11 protein-coding genes and 2 pseudogenes are annotated in these 17,796 nt (G+C 32.3%); 1 reads left to right on the top strand and 12 read right to left on the bottom strand.

What is annotated here, in order from left to right; genetic code table 11:
* Window position 1: 1 nt before the first annotated feature.
* The 6 genes from RCH19_RS01925 to RCH19_RS01900 all read right to left on the bottom strand — a co-directional run bounded on the left by RCH19_RS01925 (window position 2) and on the right by RCH19_RS01900 (window position 10,391).
* Window positions 2-1,273 (bottom strand): DUF2851 family protein, encoded by a 1,272-nt coding sequence (locus RCH19_RS01925; RefSeq protein WP_343021800.1) that lies wholly within the window; start codon window positions 1,271-1,273, stop codon window positions 2-4.
* Window positions 1,274-1,372: 99 nt separating this feature from the next.
* Window positions 1,373-1,855, bottom strand: coding sequence for a 3'-5' exonuclease (locus RCH19_RS01920; protein ID WP_343021799.1), 483 nt, complete (start codon window positions 1,853-1,855; stop codon window positions 1,373-1,375).
* 165 nt (window positions 1,856-2,020) lie between these two features.
* The gene (locus RCH19_RS01915; protein ID WP_343021798.1) at window positions 2,021-3,382 is read right to left on the bottom strand and encodes a pyridoxal-phosphate dependent enzyme; all 1,362 of its coding nucleotides are present in this window, start codon (window positions 3,380-3,382) and stop codon (window positions 2,021-2,023) included.
* Window positions 3,383-3,585: 203 nt separating this feature from the next.
* Complete coding sequence (locus tag RCH19_RS01910) at window positions 3,586-5,514, bottom strand: putative porin (RefSeq protein ID WP_343021797.1); 1,929 nt, start codon at window positions 5,512-5,514, stop codon at window positions 3,586-3,588.
* 237 nt (window positions 5,515-5,751) lie between these two features.
* Entirely contained in the window at window positions 5,752-7,188 is a 1,437-nt protein-coding gene (locus RCH19_RS01905) for a SusD/RagB family nutrient-binding outer membrane lipoprotein (protein WP_343021796.1), read from the bottom strand.
* 17 nt (window positions 7,189-7,205) lie between these two features.
* Window positions 7,206-10,391, bottom strand: coding sequence for a SusC/RagA family TonB-linked outer membrane protein (locus RCH19_RS01900; RefSeq protein ID WP_343021795.1), 3,186 nt, complete (start codon window positions 10,389-10,391; stop codon window positions 7,206-7,208).
* Between the two features lie 315 nt (window positions 10,392-10,706).
* Here RCH19_RS01900 and RCH19_RS01895 point away from each other — a divergent pair, with 315 nt between their 5' ends.
* Entirely contained in the window at window positions 10,707-11,447 is a 741-nt protein-coding gene (locus tag RCH19_RS01895) for a CpsB/CapC family capsule biosynthesis tyrosine phosphatase (RefSeq protein WP_343021794.1), read from the top strand.
* 171 nt (window positions 11,448-11,618) lie between these two features.
* Here the strand turns inward: RCH19_RS01895 and RCH19_RS01890 are convergent, their stop codons facing one another.
* From RCH19_RS01890 to rfbC, 6 genes and pseudogenes are all read right to left on the bottom strand, one after another.
* Window positions 11,619-13,586 (bottom strand): nucleoside-diphosphate sugar epimerase/dehydratase, encoded by a 1,968-nt coding sequence (locus RCH19_RS01890; RefSeq protein WP_343021793.1) that lies wholly within the window; start codon window positions 13,584-13,586, stop codon window positions 11,619-11,621.
* 181 nt (window positions 13,587-13,767) lie between these two features.
* Window positions 13,768-14,637: pseudogene (gene rfbA / locus RCH19_RS01885) on the bottom strand (glucose-1-phosphate thymidylyltransferase RfbA).
* Between the two features lie 38 nt (window positions 14,638-14,675).
* Window positions 14,676-15,065, bottom strand: a complete 390-nt coding sequence (locus RCH19_RS01880) for a GxxExxY protein (protein WP_343021792.1) — start codon at window positions 15,063-15,065, stop codon at window positions 14,676-14,678.
* A gap of 26 nt (window positions 15,066-15,091) precedes the next feature.
* Window positions 15,092-16,128, bottom strand: a pseudogene (gene rfbB / locus RCH19_RS01875) (dTDP-glucose 4,6-dehydratase).
* Window positions 16,129-16,330: 202 nt separating this feature from the next.
* Window positions 16,331-17,215: a dTDP-4-dehydrorhamnose reductase gene (gene rfbD, locus RCH19_RS01870; protein ID WP_343021791.1), complete on the bottom strand. Its 885-nt coding sequence runs from the start codon at window positions 17,213-17,215 to the stop codon at window positions 16,331-16,333.
* Between the two features lie 31 nt (window positions 17,216-17,246).
* Window positions 17,247-17,795 carry a dTDP-4-dehydrorhamnose 3,5-epimerase gene (gene rfbC / locus RCH19_RS01865; protein ID WP_343021790.1) on the bottom strand — a complete coding sequence of 183 codons (549 nt, stop codon included), beginning with the start codon at window positions 17,793-17,795 and terminating at the stop codon, window positions 17,247-17,249.
* Window position 17,796: the final 1 nt, after the last annotated feature.

Raw genomic sequence — 17,796 nt, 5'->3', positions numbered from 1 at the left:
ACTATTTCTTTTTTAACAGCTCCATCCCTATCGCGCATTCTAGGCATCTACTTTTATTACAGTACTCGTTTTTAAGTTGCAGTAAAGATTGTGTTTCAAAAGCATTTAAAGGTTTTATTCCAAATGATGTAAATTTATCTATTATCGCATTTTTTTCTGCATGAATATCTTTCAGAAGCACTATCAGATTTTCTGATATTTCTTTTCCCACACTTGACGAATAAGCAAACTGCAGCGGAATAATTGTATTGATGACAAGCAAGTCAATAAAAGATTTAGAAAGCATCTTGTTCTTCTTAGGACTTTCTTTATCAAATTGATAATGATTTTTCCAATATTCTGATGTTGTTATTTGAAATACATCGTAACAGCTTTTTAGCGACTTAAAATCCTTTATTTTCGAAAATAAATTTTGATGCGTAAAATATAAATTAGCTAATTGAGACAATCTGATGGTAGGGAAATTATCTGGACGATGCTTAAAAAATTGAAGTGGTTCAATGCAGCTTTTATCCAATTTATATTTATGCAGGAGGTAAAAGTATCTAAACTTTAAGTCTTTAAAATAGTTATCTTCCATTTCGCTATCTAATAATCCTGCTGTTCCAAAAAGTAGTGCTTCTAAATTCTCTACTTCAAAACTTTCTTTCCTAATAATAGAAAATGGAATAGATTCTGCGATTTTTCTAAAAATCGGACCATTAGTATTTAGACCAAAATTCTTCGCTAAAAGAATAAATGAAACTGCTTCCCAATCTTGTTGAGAGTCTTTTAATAAAGCGAATATAGGTTTTGATTTGCGTTCTAAACGTTCAAAGAACAAGCGCTCTTGCCAATTTTTAAGCGTAAAATCATCAATATATTTTAGTTGCTTTTCGCAAAAAATCCATGATTTAGGAGCTACTAAAGATTGATAGTTATTCACCGTTTCCTTATCAACATAGTCTCTAAGTTCCAAGACTGCAATTTCATTATTATCAACTCTAAAAACTGCCGCGTCATTCTCCCACACCACATGCAAAATTACATTTTCATATCCAACATCTTTCTCATGATGATGCACATACCAATCTGAAGATTTTAAATGAATTTCGACATTTCCAGCCCATTTTTGATTGCCAATTGTGATTTGGGCATTGAAAAAGTCTGGACCTGCAAGCTCCGTATATTGTCCAACATTACTAATGGTAATTTCCTCTCCGGTAGAAGTTTTTAGATTTAAAGTAATAAACTTCTTGTATTTCCAAATATAGTGGAGAAAGTCTTCTTTCATTTACAACGTATTAGATTGAATACTAATGTACTAAAAAAAATGAAAGTAATTAAAATCTTATAGATAACTAATTAAGAAAATTGTGAAAGTCGTAGTAAATTACCGCATTAAATATAATTTTGCGCACGCTCTAGCGTCAGAAAGTGCTTCATGATGATTCAATTGAATTTTCATTTCGCGACAGCAATCACTCAATTTTGTAGGCTTAAGGCCTTTAGCTTTGTAGATTTTTACAGTGCATTCCCATCGAGAGGCGATATTTAAAGACGTATAATCTAAGTTGTAAATTTCCATAGATTTTGCTAAAACATTTCGGTCAAAGCTTTCGTTGTGGGCAACAACAACCCTATTCTCTAGTCGCTTTCTAATTTCGGGAAAGATTTGGGCAAAACTCTTTGCGTGCATTGTATCTCGTGGATAAATTCCATGAACTTGGATAGTATAGGGAGAATATAGATTATTAGGTGGCTTTATTAAGCTCACAAACTCGTCAACTATAATTCCATTCTCAACTGTAACAATGCCTACAGAACAAGGATGAAAACCAATAGCAGTTTCAAAATCAATAGCAGTAAAATTCATAAAAAAATTTAAGAATAGTATATAAACAGCAAGCTTTGTTTTATTATTGTTTAATAATTAATACAACAGTTCAATTGCACTTAAAATAAAAAAAGCCACAGATTAAAATAGCTAACATAAATAAATTTATGCTAAATAATTTAACCCATGGCCAAAAAAAAAAACTTATTTTATAGAACCAATAATATCGTACTTGGTTATAATATGGTGTGTTCCATTTTCTAATTCTAATAGAACAGCAGCGTTGTCCTTAGTAAATAATTTCGAAACTTCTTCAATAGATGTTCCTTGTTTTACAATTGGGAATGGCTTACCCATTACATCTTTAATTGGTTTATCAGCAACATCTTTATCCGCAACGTAGCTTTGAAACAAATCACTTTCATCTACAGAACCTACAAAACCATTTACATCAATAACTGGTATTTGAGAAATTTTGTATTTACGCATGCGCTCTATCGCATGAGAAACTAGCTCTTCTGTTCGCACTACAATTAAAGGCTTATCGATATGATCTTTGATGACATCTTCAGCTTTTGTAATTACTTCTTCAAGAAAGCCTCTTTCACGCATCCAGTCATCATTGAACATCTTACCTACATAACGACTTCCTGAATCGTGGAACAAAACCACAACAACATCTTCTGGCTTAAAATGATCTTTCAACTGCAGAAGTCCTTTAATTGCAGCTCCTGCTGAGTTGCCTACAAAAATCCCTTCTTCTAAAGCAATTCTACGGGTATAGACAGCTGCATCTTTATCAGTTACTTTTGTAAAACCATCAATTAAAGAAAAATCAACATTCTTTGGCAATATATCCTCTCCAATTCCTTCTGTAATGTACGAATAAATTTCATTTTCGTCGAAAATTCCGGTTTCATGGTATTTTTTGAAAACAGATCCGTACGTATCGATTCCCCAAATTTTCACATTTGGATTTTTCTCTTTTAAATATTTAGCAACTCCAGAAATCGTTCCACCAGTTCCTACACCTACCACAAAATGAGTTATTTTACCTTCTGTTTGCGCCCAAATCTCCGGACCAGTTTGCTCGTAGTGTGCGATTGCATTTGATGGATTATCATACTGGTTAACGTACCAAGAATTTGGCGTTTCTTCAGCTAATCTTTTTGACACCGAATAATAAGAGCGTGGATCTGTTGGATCTACATCAGTAGGACAAACAACAACCTTTGCACCAACAGCGCGAAGAATATCCATTTTTTCTTTTGACTGCTTATCTGATATTACGCAAATTAGCTTATATCCTTTTATAATCGCTACTAGAGCTAAGCCCATTCCTGTATTCCCTGAAGTTCCTTCAATAATGGTTCCACCAGGCTGTAAACGACCATCTGCTTCTGCATCTTGAATCATTTTCACGGCCATTCTATCTTTTACAGAATTTCCAGGATTAAATGTTTCCACTTTTGCAAGAACAAGAGCGTCCACTTCTGCGGTAATTTTATTTAGTTTCACTAAAGGTGTATTTCCTATCGTGCCTAATATATTTTCTGCGTATTGCATTTTGAGTATAATTTAAAGATTGTAGTATGTTATAAAACTTTCGCAAAGATAGTATTTTGTTACAAAACATTATAGCGAAGGATATTTTGCGTTAGTGATAGCAGCGACATCCTTTACTTGCGCTCTTAAGCAAGGAAAGATACATCGGATAGCACGTTTAAACGCCCAAAAAAATAGAATTAAAAAAGTACCTGCGTAGAAATTTAATTGAAAAAGTTCCAAATTAAACCAAAACGTATTGTAAAGTCACGGGAAGGATTATTAGGTGAAGCATAAAAATCATTGCCCATAAATGAAGAATTAAAATGTTCTGCTTTAAAATAAATTCTTGTTCTTTGGACTTTTGCATTTATAAAAAAATCTAGATTAGGATGATTTCCTATCTCTTTCTGGTTTTGAACAAAGAACTCCCCTATTACCGGATTGTAGTCATTAGCATAGTATTTTGAAAAATAATTTAGCGTAAGACCAGTTTGCAAGAACAAGGCTTTCTTAAACATATAAGTAGTGAAGTAGAAGGTATTTCTTGTTACTAAATCAGGGACATTTAGAATTTGATCAGTTTGATCAACCTTTTGATATAATATGGTGTTGTCTAAAGCAAATTTGCCAAACTTAAATTCTCTACTCGCCTTAACAGACAAATAATTTATTGTTCCGTCATATTGCGATGGCGAAATGATTTGCACTTTATCAGCAATTTGCGCAGCGGTTGAAATATTTTTAAAATACAAATGATCATTTAGAACAGAAAACTGAACTTCGGCATTTACCCATGGAGAAATAGCATTTACTTTGAGAACATTAATTTTTTCATTTTTAAAATCATTCGACCAATTGTATTGAATATAGCTGCTTTGGTACAAATTATAATTGTTGTTCGGCAGTTTATTAATATTTTGATACTGCGCTGATAATTGAATTTCATCATTCCAATCATACTTTAATTTAGCATCAAGATTAGAAAGTGATTGTGCAGTCACTGACCTCGAATATAAAAATTTTCCATTCCACTTATTGTGACGGTATTCATATTGTCCACCAGCAGAATTTATTACTTGGCTGTACGCACTAGGAATTGTATTTTGATTATCGAAAATTAATATTCTGCTGTAATAGTAATTCGATCTAAAATCGTCAGCAAAAAACATAAAATTACCTAATATTGTATTCTCATATACAAGTCCTACACGATTGTACATCTTGTTATATTTTGTTTGATCATTGATTCCACTATCTAAGAAAGAGTCGCCAAATCGATTGATTATTCTATTACCTACAGTAGATTGAACAGTTGCCTGATTGTATTCGAAAAATTTATTTTCGTAATTGAATTGATGTGTGATGTATAAATTGTTTGTTCCCTTTTTTGAATTAATTCTGAAATTATGATCTAAAAAAGCTCTTTTTCCTTTCAAAAATGACTTAGCATCATTGAAGTAAACCTCAAATCGCTGTCTGTTATTATAATTTGGGTCTTCACTTTCAAAATCTTCGATAGTAGTAATTCCGCCATTTTCTCTATTTAAAATATCTTGATAGGTATAATGCGCATTTGCAAAATAACGTTTGTTCTTAGTATTATAACTAGTGGTAAATCTAAAATTACCTGTGCTAGATAACTGATTGATATATTCACCCTCAGAACGCAGTCCTTTATAAGCAATTGAAAAATTCAGGTTTTCTGAAGTATTCAAAGTTATAAAAGCATCTACCGATTGCCCTTTTTTGATTGTACTTTTAAAATAAAGTTCCGTTAAAGGAGTCGCAACAGAATAATATTTGATTTGGTTTGCTTCTAAAAAATTAAAATGCTTGGCTTTAAAGCCAAATTCAGGAAGAGGAGAAAAATCCGTTAAGCTATATTGTAGCGTATTATAGGTTTGGCCATCATTTGCAAAAGGCAAAAGACCAAAAATATCTTTTCGTAAATAATTATGACTGTATTCTTTTTGAATGGTAAGTGAAGTATCTATGTAAGTAGTATCGCGATCTATGGTAATAACTCTGTAAAGATCTATCGAAGCAACCTTAACTTTAGTAGTATCACTTAGAGGTTGTTCAAATTTATTATTTGATTTAATGTCTCTACTATTTTTATCTTGAGAAAAAAGCAATTTAGGGAATACCAAAAAAATTAATATATAGAAAATCCTCATTTGGAAAAGATATGGTTAAGTAAATATTTAAAACGTGAAATCGACAGTAAAGATATAAGTTAATAATTGCAAATTTAAAAAACATAAGATAGTTAGTTGCTGTTATTTAAAAAAAAGAAAAATTAATGATTATTTATTACAAAAAGAAAATCCCGATTGCACAAGCAATCGGGATTTTTCAAAGAACTTTAAATTCTTGTTACATAAGAACTATCTCGTTCCTCCTGCCCACCAAACTTTTTCAGTGTATACATAAGAACCGTCTCCAAATGCTTCTTTTACTTTTAAATTAGCTGAAACATCTGATTGACCATATCCAAATCTATTTGGAAATTTCTCAGTTTGAGGATTTACCATTGGAATTAAATCTCCATTACCCATTGCCTTTAAACGTCTAATATCATTAAAAGCTTCAATTCCCTCATTTTCGTAGAAAGAAATGTATTTCTCAACCATTATCTTTTTCAACAAAGCATTACCCGTCAAAGTTCCTATTGAAGCGATATATGTATCTGCTTGTTGAGTAGTAAAGGTTTTCTCCTGCGCTTTAGTGTAAGCAGCTTTAATCGCACTATTCATTGTAGCCTGCGCGGTTGCTAGACCTAATCTTGCTTGCGCTTCAGCTTTTAGAAACAATAATTCATGATAGCTCATCAAGTATATTGGATTTTTATCATTCATTAAAGCTGAGTTAGAATAAATCGTTTGACCCTCAACTGGGAAAACTAATGAGTTGTCAAATGTTGCAACTGAGCCATCAATTTTAGTAAAAAATTCTTGATTACGAATATCAGCATTTCCGTTAGCTTTCAATATATCATAAAAACTTTTAGCAACGCCTAAACCATCTCTATCTCTCTTAAATAATGCGTAAGGATTAGGAACATTTGGATGAACTAACTTAAACTCCTCTGACACATTAGAAAAAGAAGCATCTACGTAAGAAATAACAGCTGCATAATCAGCTTTTCTTAAAGACAATCTCATAGTATATCTTGCTAATAATCCATTTGCTGCTTTTTTCCATTTTGCCGAATTACTTGCGTAAATAATATCTTGATTACCCAATTTGTAAGGTGTTGTTTTATCTAAATTAACAATTGCATCTTTTAAAAGAGCAAATACTGAATTATAGATATCTTCTTGCTTATCTACTTTAGGCTGAAGAAACTCACTCGGTTTTGATGCCTCGCTGTAAGGAACATCCCCAAAAAGGTCTGTCAATATAGCCAAGTTATATGCATACAAAATTTGCGCGACACCTAATGTTTGATAATTACCAACTTCGCTTCCGCCTTCAGAACATTTAGCAATGATCGTTTGAAGTGTTTTCAATTGTCTATAACTAGCATTCCAAGGGTTGTTATAAGTGGATTCTGCTGTTGGCTCTCCTTTTCTAATTTGAGCATTGAACATTTGATTGTGTTTCCCTGCGTTTAGTTCAGCGTAAATACCTGCGTAAAATGAATAATCAGATCCAGTAATCGTGAATGCTGAAGCACTCATAACATCAGTTATGATTAGACGACTTGGAATATTTGTTGGATTATTTTTGTCGGCGTTAATTTCATCCATCTTGTCCTCAGAACAAGATTGAAATAAAAATAATGCCATCACTGCTGTGATTGTAATTTTTATATTTTTCATTGTAAATTAATTATAGATTAGAAAGTAGCACTTAGAGAGAAACCAACGCTCTTAGCTTGTGGGATTGACCATTGTTCAAATCCACCACCAATATTATTGTTACCTTGCGACGCCTCTGGATCTAGATTAGGCAATTTAGACCATAGTAAAATATTTCTTGCAAAAACGGAAGCTCTTACATCTAATAATTCACCCATCAACTTCGGCAACTGATAACTCAAAGTGATTTCTCTAAGCTTAACAAAACTAGCATCATAAACATTTGCCTCAGCAATCCCATTCAAAGTGTTCGCTAATTTTTGATATCCGTTCGGATTAGCAGCACCACCTAAAATAATATTATTTGGAGTACCATCAGATTTAACTCCTGGATAGATATACTCAGATGCTCTGTCAGCTGTTGATGCATCAACACCGTAAAAACGCATTAAGTTATTTGAACCACTGTAGATGCTTCCACCGTTTTTCCAATCAAATGTTGCCCCTAAAGACAGTTTTTTATAAGTAAATTGTGTAGAACCTCCTAAGTTGAATTTTGGAGAAACCTCACCGATAGCTTTGGTTCCGCCTACTAGAGGAGTACCATCCGTATCAACCATTATATTATTATCTGCATCTCTTTTAAAACTAGTTCCGTAAATTACTGGAAATCTATCTCCAACGCTAGCTCTAATTTGAGGCGTTACAAATCCTCCTAAAAAGATATTTGGAACACCTGGCGCTAATTTGTCTACAAAAGAGTCGATCTTAGAAAAATTTACATTAAAATTCCAGTTAAAGTCTTCACTTCTTATTGGATTAACATTAAGAACAATTTCGTGTGCATCTGTATGAATTTTTCCACCATTAGTTACGAATGAAGAAATCCCAGTTGAACCTGCCATTGGAACAGAAAATATTTGATCAATTACATTTTGTTTAGAAAAAGTATAGTCTAAACCTATTCTGTTGTTAAAGAATCTAAAATCAAAACCAACTTCATACGATTTTGTATTTTGCGGTTTTAAATTTGGATCGTACTGAGTCGTACTTGGTATGAATGAACTTACTCCTCCTAAAGGATACTGAATAGGAACTCCTGCCCAAAAACCTCCACCATAAGAAGGTTTCTCAAAATAATCTGGAAGGTAAGTTCCTGCTTGACCAACCTCAGCATAAGAACCTCTAATTTTAGCAAAAGATAAAAAAGAATTACCTTTTAAAGCCTCAATTTCAGTTAATACAATCCCTAAAGATGCTGATGGATAAATAAAATCTCTATTTCCTCTTGGCATAGTTGAAACAATATCTTGACGGATTGTCCCGCCCAAGAAAATCATATTTTTGTATGCTAGTTCAGCGTTACCGAAGAAACCAACTGTACGCCTTTGCACTCTAAATTCTTCAGAAGTTACATCGTTTGCATTTGCAATTGTTGCAAATCCACCAAAATTTAACCCTTGTCCGTAATCATCGTATCTCTTACTGTTTTCATGATTATATTCATTTCCTGCTAAAACATTTAATGCTAAATCAGTTGATATATCTAAATTATAATTTACTGTAAATAACGAGTTAATCACGTCAGATGTTATTCCGTATAGGTTAACATTACTGCTACCACCTGTTAAATCATGCTTATTCCCAAATTCAAAAATATCTCTGTAATTTGTAGTGTAAGAATCTAAACCAGCTTGGTATTTAAATGTAAGTTTTTGACTTCCATCTTCACTGATAATTGGAGAATACTGAACGTTACCATTACCATAAAATCTATTTGTTTTTTCACCAAATTCATTGTTTTTAGCAGCCCAATAAGGATTATTAAAAACATTAGGTCTAAAAAAAACTTGATCGTAAGGATCACTAACTGAAGCAAAACCATTACCTTTTAAATCGTAACTTCTAGGAGCTCCAAAAACACCAGGCAAAACACCATCATTTGCTGATGTGCTTTTAAACAATTTTGTTTGTACGTAATTTACAGAAAAACCTGTCTTCCATGTTTCGCTCAAATTTGTTTCTACAACTGCTTTTAGCGTATATCTATCCATAGAAGTTCCTAGCATCATTCCTTCTTGATTAGCTGAACCAACACCAAATGAATAGTTTGTTTTTTCAGTAGCCTGAGCGATGTTGAATGAAGTATTTATTGTTTGACCCACTCTGAAGTAATCACCAATATTATCATAAGAATTAGGAGTTACCCAAGGGTCTAATCCTGATTTAGCTCTTTGCGGAACGTAGTACATTCCTGGTCTTAGTGTACCACCATTAATATCATTAGCAATATTACCACCATACCTTGGATCATTTGGCAATTCTGAGATTTTTGGTCCCCAGCTAGTTGAAGCAGTAGGATTGAATAAACCATTTGAACCTTGTGCGTATAAATTTTGAGTTTCTGGTTTTTTAGAAATAGACTCAAAACTTGAAGATGTAGTAAAACTAATAACAGGCTTTCCACCTTTAGCTAATCCTCTTCCGCTTTTAGTTGTAATAAGAACTACTCCATTTGAAGCTCTAATACCGTATAATGCTGATGCCGCTTGTCCTTTCAAAATAGAAATTGATTCAATATCATTTGGATCAATATCTACTGCTCTGTTTGAAGAGTCAGAACCAGTAACACTATTCCCTGTAGAATAGTCAGCAGTAGATGCTACCGGCATTCCATCAATAACATATAATGGAGTATTATTACCTGTAAAAGATCGTGCTCCTCTAATAACAATTTGAGAAGAAGCTCCTGGCGCTCCACTAGAAGGTGTTATTTGCACACCAGCTAATTTACCTTGTAAAGCTCCTGATAGACTATTATTACCGCCTTTTGTCAATTCAGCTGCTTTGATTTCCTGAACAGCATAACCCACTGCTTTAGAACTTTTTTTAACTCCTAAAGCCGTAACTACTACTTCATTTAATTCGTTAGCCGCATCTTTCATCGTAATATTTATTACCATTGATGAACCAACTGTTGCAAAAGAGTCATTCATTCCGATGAAAGTAAAAACTAATTGATCTCCAGCAGAAGCTTGGATTGAATACTTCCCATCAAAGTTAGTTTGTACACCTGACTGGGTTCCTTTAATTAAAACATTTACTCCAGGAATTGGACCTGAAGCATCTGAAACAACACCCGAAACAGTTTTTTGCTGCGCGAAAGAAAACTGCATAGATAACGCTAATAATAGCGTAAAAATCCATTTGAATTTTAACCTCATATTAAATTTATTTGTGAATTAGTTATTTCGCAAAACTGACAATATTTTTCTATAAAAACAAACCAAAAATTGGAGAAAATTTAGAAATCAAAAGAACTAATAGCCCGTAAACATTGGGATTTAACAAAAATAATAGAGGAAACACATAATTTTATATTCAAAAGTAGAAGTAAAATTATTAAAGTGACAAATTTCAAAATTTTCCATATTAATTGATTTTTTAGCACTTTTATCACAATAATAAAAATAGCCGTATTTGTCGCGAATAATTGAAAGAAACCTCATATAGAAGTACTTTTTTTCTACCTTTGACTTATGTTTTCAATATTCAAATCAAAATCAGTTTTAAAGGATTTAATTCCAGATCATCACGTTGACATTCATTCTCACCTTCTACCGGGAATTGATGATGGTGCAAAAACTTTTGATGACACGCTACGACTTACTACAGCACTCCAAGAAATGGGGGTGACTCAATTTATTACTACACCTCATATAATTCAACATGTTTGGGAAAACACACATGAAATTATAAAATTGAACAAAGTAAAAACAGTCTTAGAATTAAATAAAAATGGCATTACTATTCCTTTTAAGGCTGCCGCCGAATATTTGATGGACGATCAATTTGTGCTTCTTTTTCAATCAGGTGAATTGCTTACCTTAAAAGATAATTATGTATTAGTAGAAATGTCATACATAAATGCACCTATACAATTGTATTCAATATTATTCGATTTGCAAGTAGCTGGATATATACCAGTTCTTGCTCATCCCGAGCGATACCTTTTTTACCATAATAATTTCAGCGAGTACCAAAAATTAATTAAGGCAGGTTGCCGCTTCCAACTCAATCTTTTATCCGTAGTTGGTTATTATGGAGCAGGTATAACAAAAATAGCAGAACAACTTTTAAGTAAAGGAATGTATAGCTACGTGGGATCTGACGTCCATCACAATAATCATATTGCTGCGTTTGATCAGAAAGTGCTAGTCAAAGATTTAAAACCTTTGACTGAAGCAATTTCTAATAATCAGTTCTTTAAATTTGGTTAAAAATATTGTTTATAAAATGCAATTACATTAGTTAAAGGATTATGTCATCCTAATGCCCATAAAAACCGAAGCAAATATTAAAATCTATAATTTTTAAGTATTGTTCCAAACAAAAAAAGTTCGAAGAGAGTTAATCTCTTCGAACTTTTTTTTAAAATATTACTTTTTAAATTACTTATCTAATAATTGAAATGTCGAATTCATACTTTTAAATTCAGGTACAATTTTTTTCATTTGCATTACAATGTCATCATTTGTCAAGAAGTTTGCTTTATGAATTAATTCTTCAATACTGTTATTTAAAATTTCGTAATCATCTTGCTCATCTTCAGCAATCATAATTTTTTCGTGATAAGTTGGTAATGTTTTTGAAGTATCGTTCAATAACTCTTCATATAACTTTTCACCCGGTCTTAAACCAACAATTTGAATCATAATTTCCTTGTCTGGAATAAAGCCGGCTAGTTTAATCATCTTTCTTGCTAAATCAATAATTTTAACTGGTTTACCCATATCAAAAATATAAATTTCTCCACCATTACCCATCGCTCCAGCTTCTAAAACAAGCTGACAAGCCTCCGGAATAGTCATAAAATATCTTATTATATCTGCATGAGTTATGGTTACTGGACCACCCTCAGCAATCTGTTTTGTAAACAATGGCACCACCGATCCGTTAGAACCTAAAACATTTCCAAACCGAGTTGTTATAAATTTCGTTGTTATTTTCTCATCGCCATTCTTACTCTTTAACTGTAGAGATTGTACATATTTTTCAGCTATCCTTTTACTAGCTCCCATCACATTACTTGGGTTTACAGCCTTATCTGTAGAAACCATAACGAACTTCTTAACTTTATATCGGCATGATAAATCAGCAATGTTCTTAGTTCCTTCAATATTAGTTAAAATTGCCTGAGCTGGATTTTGCTCCATTAACGGCACATGTTTATAAGCGGCAGCGTGAAATACAACTTGAGGTTTATAGCGACTAAACACCTTTTCCATCGCTTCTTTATTTCTTATATCTCCAACCAAAGATATTATTTTACTAGTCGAGTTTAAAGTTTCAGTCTCTAATTGTAAATGGTGCAAAGGAGTTTCTGCCTGATCTAAAATAATTATTTTCTTAGGGTTAAAAGTTAGGACTTGTCTAGCAATTTCGCTACCAATTGAACCAGCCGCACCGGTGATTAGAATGGTTTTATCTTTTAACTGCTTAGAAATTAACTTACCGTCTAGAATAATAGGTTTCCTTTCGAGTAAATCTTCAATCTGTATTGTTTTTACTTTTTGAGAGATTTCTTTCTGATTTTCCCAGTCGGTAATTTTAGGTACATTGTAAACCTTGTAATTAAATTCAAGACATTGGTCAATAATAACCAATTGCTCGTCTTTTGTTAAGCTTTTGTCCGCTATAATTACAGCCTCCGCACCGATTGATCGCATTAATGTTGGTAATTTTTTCTTTTGTACAAGTATGGGTAAATCCAACATTCTTTTAGAGGCATTTTGATTTCTCTTATCAACAAACCCAACAATCTTAAAACGAGTAGGAGTTTCGAACTTTAATGCATTAGCAACTGAAATAGCATTTGCATCTGTTCCGTAAATTATTGTTCTAATTAATTTTTCTTTTCCTGTTTCAGAAAAGTAAAGTTCGAAGGTTTGTTTGATGATCACACGATAGACAAAGAGACCACAAAAGGAAAGAACAATATTTATAAAAAAGGCAGTATTTAAAAATAATTTTATACCGTAAGCAAATTCATAGGAGAAATTCAAAAAAAGAAAAACTACAAGAACTCCACTTTGAGAAAACAAAAGCTTTACTGCATCAATGTATGACGAGTGCCTAATAATCCCGGAATAGGTTCTAAATATCCAAAAAAAGAAAATATTTACGAAAAAGAAAGAAAGAGAAAATAGTATACTGTGTGGAGTGATTATATAGTCTAAACCAGTACCTCTAAAAATAAGCAGAGTGAAGAAAAATGAAAGTAATAATACACATAAATCTATTAGTACAATTACCCACCTTGGTAAATATCCTAAATTATGAACACTAAATTTAAAATTCTCTCTTGAAAAAAGAAGAGAGCTCAATGCTGTCGAATTAAATTTATTATTTGTACTCAAGATGATTTTTTAAGGGTTATTATTTTTTCTGTAACAAAAATAACACTTTCTAAATTACTAAAAAAAATGTTAATCAATTATTCCTGCAATCTTTCAAACTTTATAATATAATCATTCAATTATGTTAACCCCAAAAAATTAGAGACATTACAAATAAAATTTTAAATCTAAAAAGCTAAAACTACAACTTTTGTTTTAATAAGCTTAAAAGGTATTCACCATAACCTGATTTTCTCAGTGGTTCAGCAAGATATTTTAACTCTTTCTCTGTAATAAAACCTTGTCTCCAAGCAATTTCTTCAATACAACCTACTTTTAAGCCTTGACGTTCTTCTATGACTTGAACAAATTGTCCTGCATGCATCAAACTATTAAAAGTTCCAGTATCCAACCAAGCAGTTCTTCTACTTAAAATTGCTACTTTAAGCACCCCTTTTTCTAAATATACTTTATTTACATCAGTGATTTTATATTCACCTCTTGCACTTGGCTGAATATTTTTTGCAATTTCAACCACTGAATTATCGTAAAAATATAATCCATGTAAAGCATAATTAGATTTTGCCTCTATTGGTTTTTCTTAGATTGAGAGCGCATTTAAATCTTTGTCAAATTCTACAACTCCATAGCGTTCTGGATCGGATACATGGTATGCAAAAACAACTCCACCCTCTGAGTTAGTATTCGATTTTAGTAATTGATCCATGTTTGCGCCAAAGAATATATTGTCTCCTAAAACAAGTGCAACACTATCCTTACCAATAAATTTTTCACCAATGACAAAGGCTTGTGCTAATCGATTTGGAATTGCTTGGTCCTCGTAACTAAATTTACAACCAATAGCCTTTCCATCTCCTAATAACTTTTTAAAATGTGGTAAAACATGAGGAGTTGAAATAATTAATATCTCGTTAATCCCAGCCATCATAAGCGTTGATAATGGATAGTAAATCATCGGCTTATCGTATACAGGCATCATTTGTTTACTCATAGCAAGCGTTAATGGATGTAAACGCGTACCGGATCCGCCGGCTAATATAATTCCTTTCATCTTGTGCTAATTTTGCGAATTAATCCGAATTTTACGAATCATTTCAAATTAATCATTCTTTTATAAGTTAAGGAAGGCGTACCAAAATTGATCAACATTCCTAACTCTATCTTTGTGCATTTTAAATAGTTTTGTAATTGCGCATAAAACGCAACAGGCATTTGTGTCAATGCTTTTATTTCTACAATAATTTCATCATAGCAAATAAAATCAGCTCTATACTGTTTTGTTAATTTTTGATTGTCGTAATATAAATCCAATTTAACTTGTCTTTTAAATGGAATTTTCAAATTTTGAAATTCTCTTTCCAATGCTTCTTCGTAAACTGCTTCCAAGAATCCTGCTCCTAGAGTACGATGTACTTTCATACAAGCCCCAATAATAGCGAAGCTTTCCTCTTTGTAAAGTATTTTATTTGTAGCATCCATTCGTTTCAATTCGCTTTAAATTCGTTTTAATTCGCGTATTGTTTTTCATAGTAAGTTGCGTATTCTCCTGAGTTAATGTTATTCAGCCAGGTTTCATTTTCTAAATACCAATTTACAGTTCTTTCTAAACCTTGCTCAAAAGCAACGGAAGGCTCCAAACCTAATTCTTTATTAATCTTTGACGCATCAATCGCATAGCGCAAGTCTTGACCAGGACTGTCTTTCACATGATCGGTTAATTTTTCCGAGGTTCCAGCTACTCTCTCTAGCTTTTCATCCATTATTTTGCAAAGTAGTTTTATTAAATCAATGTTTTGCTATTCATTAAAACCGCCAATATCGTACGTATCATGATTTTTACACCTTCGTGAAATACAAGATCAATAGCAACGGCATGATCTTCTACAAAAAGCCAGTCGCGTATATATTTCCCATCACCATAAACAGGTAGCGGCTTGTTTTGAATGATATTATTAATAAGCAATGGAATTAATTTTTCAGGGAAATTAAAGGGTCCGTAATTGTTACAGCAATTGGTTAATAATTACGGAAAATTATAAGTTTCACCATAGGCTCTTACAAAATGATCAGAACTCGCTTTAGAAGCAGAATATGGAGAATTTGGATCATAAGAAGTAGTTTCTGTAAACAATCCTTCTACTCCTAAGCTACCATAAACCTCATCTGTGCTAATATGATAAAAACGTTTGTTTTCCTTACTGTCTTTCCAAATAATCTTAGCCGCATTCAGCAAATTAACTGTTCCAATAACATTTGTTTTTACAAATGACAATGGATCAGTAATGGAACGATCTACATGCGACTCAGCTGCAAAAAGTAGTACTCCATCAAATTTATGTTATATAAAAAGAGCGTCTATAAAAGTAGCATCGACTATATCCCCATTTACAAAAGTATAATTTGGAGCATCTTGGATATCGGTTATATTTTCCAAGTTACCAGCATAAGTCAAAGCATCCAAATTAAAAATATAATAATTAGGATATTTATTTACAAAACGTCTTACAACATGTGATACTATAAAACCAGCACCACCAGTGATTAATAGTTTTTTCTTTTTTTTTCTTTGTTACGAATTTCTCGAATTTTTTCGAATTATTTCAAATTAATGTTATTTTTTAAGCTCATGAAAGATTCTTCTTCAAATTCATCTACAAAATCAAAATTCGATAAACTATTTTATGATTAAAATCTATTCGATTAATTCGAAGTAATTCGTTTTTAAATTAGTTTTTAAATTAGTTTTAATTAGTTTTAATTCGCAATAAATCCATGCATTTTCTTAAACTCTCTTTGTATTCTGGTACTGCAACGCCAAAACTATTTTTTATTTTACTTTTATCCAATAGAGAATAGGCTGGACGTTTTGCAGGTGTAGGATAATTAGAGGCTGGGATTCCGCCAACTTCACAGTCAAAACCGCCAATCTCTTGAATCGCTAAAGCAAAGTCGTACCAACTAATTTCTCCTTCATTAGAGAAATTATAGATGCCAGATTGCCAATTTTTGTGTTCCATGATAGTCATGATGGCTTTTGCTAAATCAGCTGCATAGGTTGGACTACCTACCTGATCATTAACCACATTTAGGCTGTCTCTTTCTTGCATCAAACGAGACATTGTTTTTACAAAATTATTGCCAAAACTAGAATACACCCATGAAGTCCTAATTATTATTGCATTTGGGTTTTGTTCTAAACACGCTTTTTCACCTGCTAATTTAGTAACACCATATACATTTATAGGATTTGTTTGTGCCGTTTCGGTCAAAGCTATAGCTGAGTTTCCATCAAAAACATAATCTGTAGAAATATGAATTAATTTACAATCATTAGCATTACTCCATTTAGCCATAATAGCTATCGACTGGTGGTTTAGCACATCTGACAACTCCACTTCTGTCTCAGCTTTATCAACCGCAGTATGCGCTGCACAATTAATTATTATTTGAGGATTAATTTCTGCTACTTTTTTCTCTAAATGATTTAAATCGCAAAGATCTAATTCTTGATAATCGGTAAAATCCCATTCGTATTGCGTCGTACTAATAGCAATTTCTCTAATTTCTGAACCTAACTGTCCATTTGCGCCTGTAATTAATATTTTTTTTAACTTTCTACTTTTTATCATTTTATGAAACTATAAAAATCTTATTTCGTAATTAGAATTCCCAATCAATTTGGTCAAAATTAGGTAATACTAAATCCTTCTCAGAAACAATTAAATCCTCAAGATTTATTTGCCAATCAATTGCTAAAGTAGGGTCATCATACCGAATTCCTCTTTCACTATCTTTGTCATACAGTTGATCTACTTTATACATAACCGACGTAGTAGCACTCAAAACTGAGAATCCATGAGCAAAACCCGGAGGTATCATTAATTGTTTTCTATTCTCAGCACTCAAAATCACGCTAAAGTGTTGACCATAAGTAGATGATTTTGCACGTAAATCAACTGCTACATCAAGAATCTCCCCTTCTAAAACTCTCACTAATTTTGCTTGCGCAAAAGGATTGATTTGCAAATGCAAACCACGAATCACTCCTTTGGTTGAAAACGATTGATTATCTTGAATAAAATCATAAAGTATTCCAGCATCATTGTATATAGATTTCTTGTAGGATTCAAAAAAGAAGCCCCGCTCATCTTTAAAAACATTTGGCTCAATTATTAAGAGATCCGCGATATTTAAATTTTTGATTATCATA

Source organism: Flavobacterium sp. PL12, from assembly GCF_039123485.1.
GTDB lineage: Bacteria > Bacteroidota > Bacteroidia > Flavobacteriales > Flavobacteriaceae > Flavobacterium > Flavobacterium weaverense.
Note: the sequence above shows the minus strand (reverse complement) of the source record. Positions and strands in the feature narration are given on the sequence as shown.

Coding starts and splice junctions, on each gene's coding strand:
- RCH19_RS01925 (WP_343021800.1), bottom strand. CDS start 1,273: ATGAAAGAAGACTTTCTCCACTATATTTGGAAATACAAGAAGTTTATT.
- RCH19_RS01920 (WP_343021799.1), bottom strand. CDS start 1,855: ATGAATTTTACTGCTATTGATTTTGAAACTGCTATTGGTTTTCATCCT.
- RCH19_RS01915 (WP_343021798.1), bottom strand. CDS start 3,382: ATGCAATACGCAGAAAATATATTAGGCACGATAGGAAATACACCTTTA.
- RCH19_RS01905 (WP_343021796.1), bottom strand. CDS start 7,188: ATGAAAAATATAAAAATTACAATCACAGCAGTGATGGCATTATTTTTA.
- RCH19_RS01900 (WP_343021795.1), bottom strand. CDS start 10,391: ATGAGGTTAAAATTCAAATGGATTTTTACGCTATTATTAGCGTTATCT.
- RCH19_RS01895 (WP_343021794.1), top strand. CDS start 10,707: ATGTTTTCAATATTCAAATCAAAATCAGTTTTAAAGGATTTAATTCCA.
- RCH19_RS01880 (WP_343021792.1), bottom strand. CDS start 15,065: ATGGATGCTACAAATAAAATACTTTACAAAGAGGAAAGCTTCGCTATT.
- rfbD (WP_343021791.1), bottom strand. CDS start 17,215: ATGATAAAAAGTAGAAAGTTAAAAAAAATATTAATTACAGGCGCAAAT.
- rfbC (WP_343021790.1), bottom strand. CDS start 17,795: ATGATAATCAAAAATTTAAATATCGCGGATCTCTTAATAATTGAGCCA.